Source organism: Actinophytocola sp., assembly GCF_009379765.1.
GTDB lineage: Bacteria > Actinomycetota > Actinomycetes > Mycobacteriales > Pseudonocardiaceae > Actinophytocola.
In genome coordinates this window covers 1-3,447 of the sequence record NZ_WHTD01000284.1, presented here as the reverse complement: position 1 = coordinate 3,447, position 3,447 = coordinate 1, and the positions used below count along the sequence as shown (strand labels likewise).

Sequence of the window (3,447 nt, the reverse complement as noted above, 5' to 3'; positions counted from 1 at the left end):
GGCGCGCGTGGCGGTCCCGGTGGGGGCGGCGGCGGTGGCGGTGGCTTCCGTGGTGGCCCCGGTGGCGGCGGCGGTGGCGGTGGCGGTGGCTACCGCGGCGGTCCTGGGGGCGGCGGCGGTGGCGGTGCCCCGGCCGGCGGTGGCGGTGGCTTCCGCGGGGGCGGCGGTGGCCGTCCCGGTTCCGGTGGCGGTCGCGGCGGTGCCGCGGGTGCCTTCGGCCGGCCTGGTGGGCCGTCCCGGCGTGGCCGCAAGTCGAAGCGGCAGAAGCGCCAGGAGTACATGGAGAACATGCAGGCGCCCAGCGTCGGCGGTGTTCGCCTGCCCAAGGGCAACGGCGAGTCGATCCGGCTTCCGCGTGGCGCCTCGCTGACCGACTTCGCCGACAAGATCAACGCCAACCCGGCCTCGCTGGTGCAGGTGCTGTTCCACCTCGGTGAGATGGTCACCGCGACGCAGTCGGTCTCCGACGACGTCCTCGAGCTGCTCGGCACCGAGATGAACTACAAGGTGCAGGTCGTCAGCCCGGAGGAGGAGGACCGCGAGCTGCTCGACTCGTTCGACATCTCCTACGGCGAGAACGCCGGTGGAGAGGACGAGCTGCAGGCGCGGCCGCCGGTCGTGACCGTCATGGGTCACGTCGACCACGGTAAGACCCGCCTGCTGGACACGATCCGCAAGACCTCCGTGCACGAGGGCGAGGCCGGTGGCATCACCCAGCACATCGGCGCCTACCAGGTCGCGGTCCAGGTCGACGGCAACGAGCGGGTCATCACCTTCATCGACACCCCGGGTCACGAGGCGTTCACTGCTATGCGTGCCCGTGGTGCCAACTCGACGGACATCGCGGTCATCGTGGTCGCCGCCGACGACGGCGTGATGCCGCAGACGGTGGAGGCCATCAACCACGCGCAGGCCGCCGACCTGCCCATCGTGGTCGCGGTCAACAAGATCGACAAGGAAGGCGCCAACCCGCAGAAGGTGCGCCAGCAGCTCACCGAGTACGGGCTGGTGGCCGAGGAGTACGGCGGCGACACGATGTTCGTCGACATCTCCGCGCGGCAGAACATCAACATCGAAGGGCTGCTCGAGGCGGTCGTGCTCACCGCGGACGCGGCGCTCGACCTGCGGGCCAACCCGGAGATGGAGGCGCAGGGCGTGGCCATCGAGGCGCACCTGGACCGCGGTCGCGGCCCGGTCGCCACGGTGCTGGTCCAGCGCGGCACGCTGCACGTCGGCGACTCGATCGTCGCCGGCGACGCCTACGGCCGCGTGCGCCGGATGGTCGACGAGTTCAACGAGGACATCACCGAGGCGACCCCGTCGCGGCCGGTGCAGGTCATCGGGTTCACGTCGGTCCCGGGTGCGGGCGACACCTTCCTGGTCGTGGACGAGGACCGCACCGCACGGCAGATCGCCGAGCGCCGGGCGGCCCGGATGCGCAACGCGGCGAACGCCTCGCGGCGCAAGCGGGTCAGCCTGGAGGACCTGGACTCCGCGCTCAAGGAGACCAGCCAGCTCAACCTGATCATCAAGGGCGACAACTCGGGCACCGTCGAGGCACTCGAGGACGCGCTCACGAAGATCGACGTGGGCGAAGAGGTCGAGCTGCGGGTCATCGACCGCGGTGTCGGTGGCATCACCAAGGCCAACGTGGACCTGGCGATCGCGTCCGACGCGATCATCCTCGGGTTCAACGTCCGCGCCGAGGGCAAGGTCACCGAGCAGGCCAACCGCGAGGGCATCGACGTTCGGTACTACTCGGTCATCTACCAGGCGATCGACGAGATCGAGCAGGCGCTCAAGGGCATGCTCAAGCCGGTCTACGAAGAGGTCGAGCTCGGGCGCGCCGAGGTGCGCGAGGTGTTCAAGTCCTCCAAGGTCGGCACGATCGCGGGTTGCATGGTGCTCTCCGGCGAGATCCGGCGCAACGCCAAGGCGCGGCTCATGCGCGACGGCGTCGTCGTCCAGGGGAACCTGCCGGTCAGCTCGCTGCGGCGGTTCAAGGACGACGCGGTCGAGGTCCGCGAGGGCTTCGAGTGTGGTCTCACGCTCGGTTCGTACGGCGACCTCAGGGTCGACGACATCATCGAGACGTACGAGCTGCGCGAGAAGCCGCGCGACTGAGTCTGTCGTGGTCGCCGCGCTCACCTCGGTGGGCGCGGCGACCGGAACTCGTTCCGTGGAGTGAATTCCCTTGTACGTGGGGGCTCTCGAGCTGGACGTCGTGCTCGGTGACATCCGCTCGTTGAAAGAGAAGCGTTCGGCCGTGCGGCCGGTCATCGCCGAGCTGCGCCGCCGGTTCGAGGTGACGGTCGCCGAGGCCGGGCACCTGGACAAGCACCGGCGGTCGCTCATCGGGGTCGCCGCGGTGGCGGCCGACGCCGACCACGTGCGCGACCTGCTCGACGCGTGTGAGCGCCTGGTCGCCGGCCGTCCCGAGCTGGAGCTCGTCTCCGCGCGGCGCCGGTGGCTCGGCCCCGATGACTGATCGTTGTCGCTGACAGAGGAAGGAACGTCGTGGCTGACGCACCGCGCGCCCGCAAGCTCGCCAAGCGCATCGGGCAGATCGTCGCGTCCGCGCTGGAGCACGAGGTGAAGGACCCGCGCCTGGCCCGGGTGACGATCACCGACGTCAAGCTCACCGGGGACCTGCACGACGCGACCGTGTTCTACACGGTGCTGGGCGACAAGGTCGACGCCGCGCCCGACCTCCAGGGCGTGGCGTCGGCGCTGGAGTCCGCGAAGGGTGTGCTGCGCTCGTTGGTCGGGCAGGGCACCGGCGTCCGGTTCACCCCGACGCTCGCGTTCGTCACCGACACCGTGCCGGACGAGGCCAAGCGCATCGACGACCTCCTGGCCCGTGCTCAGGCGGCCGACGCGGAGGTCGCCCGCCTGGCCAACGGCGCCAAGCCGGCCGGCGACCCCGACCCGTACCGCGCCCCCCGCGAGGACGACGACGAGGAGTAACCCCCAACACCCCACGCAGCCCCTCCCCGCCCCCGTGCCGTCCCGTGGCGCAGCTGTGTCGCCCCGTAGCGTGGCTGTGTTGTCCCGTGGCGTGGCTGTGTCGTCTTGAGGCGCAGCTGTGTCGCCCCGTGGCGTCGCTGTGTCTTCCCGTGGCGTGGCTGTGTTGCCCCGTGGCGCAGCTGTGTCGTCTTGTGGCGTCGCCGTGTCGTCCCGTCACGTCCCGTGTCGTCGCGTCCCGTGCGCAGCGTCGACGGTCAGAGCCAGTGCTCGATGTCGGGGACGCCGGCATGAGCCCGACCTTCGCAGCGTGTCCATGGCGCGGCGGGTCTCGGGCGCACCGCTCGCCACAAGTCGACCAGGCGACGTGAGGGGACGACTTGGCGACGCCGGGGGGCGACTTGGCGACGTGAGGGGACGACTTGGCGACGCCGGGGGGCGACTTGGCGACGTGAGGGGACGACTTGGCGACGCCGGGGGGCG

Annotated in this window: 3 protein-coding genes; all 3 read left to right on the top strand. The window is 70.9% G+C overall.

The genetic code is table 11. From position 1 onward, the window contains the following. The coding region (gene infB, locus GEV28_RS42020; RefSeq protein ID WP_291419944.1) for a translation initiation factor IF-2 at positions 1-2,124 on the top strand (2,124 nt) is incomplete at its 5' end. 70 nt (positions 2,125-2,194) lie between these two features. Continuing rightward, on the top strand, positions 2,195-2,488 hold the full coding sequence (locus GEV28_RS42015; RefSeq protein ID WP_291419942.1) for a DUF503 domain-containing protein: 294 nt from the start codon (positions 2,195-2,197) through the stop codon (positions 2,486-2,488). 29 nt (positions 2,489-2,517) lie between these two features. Then, entirely contained in the window at positions 2,518-2,967 is a 450-nt protein-coding gene (rbfA, locus tag GEV28_RS42010; protein WP_291419940.1) for a 30S ribosome-binding factor RbfA, read from the top strand. Positions 2,968-3,447 lie beyond the last annotated feature (480 nt).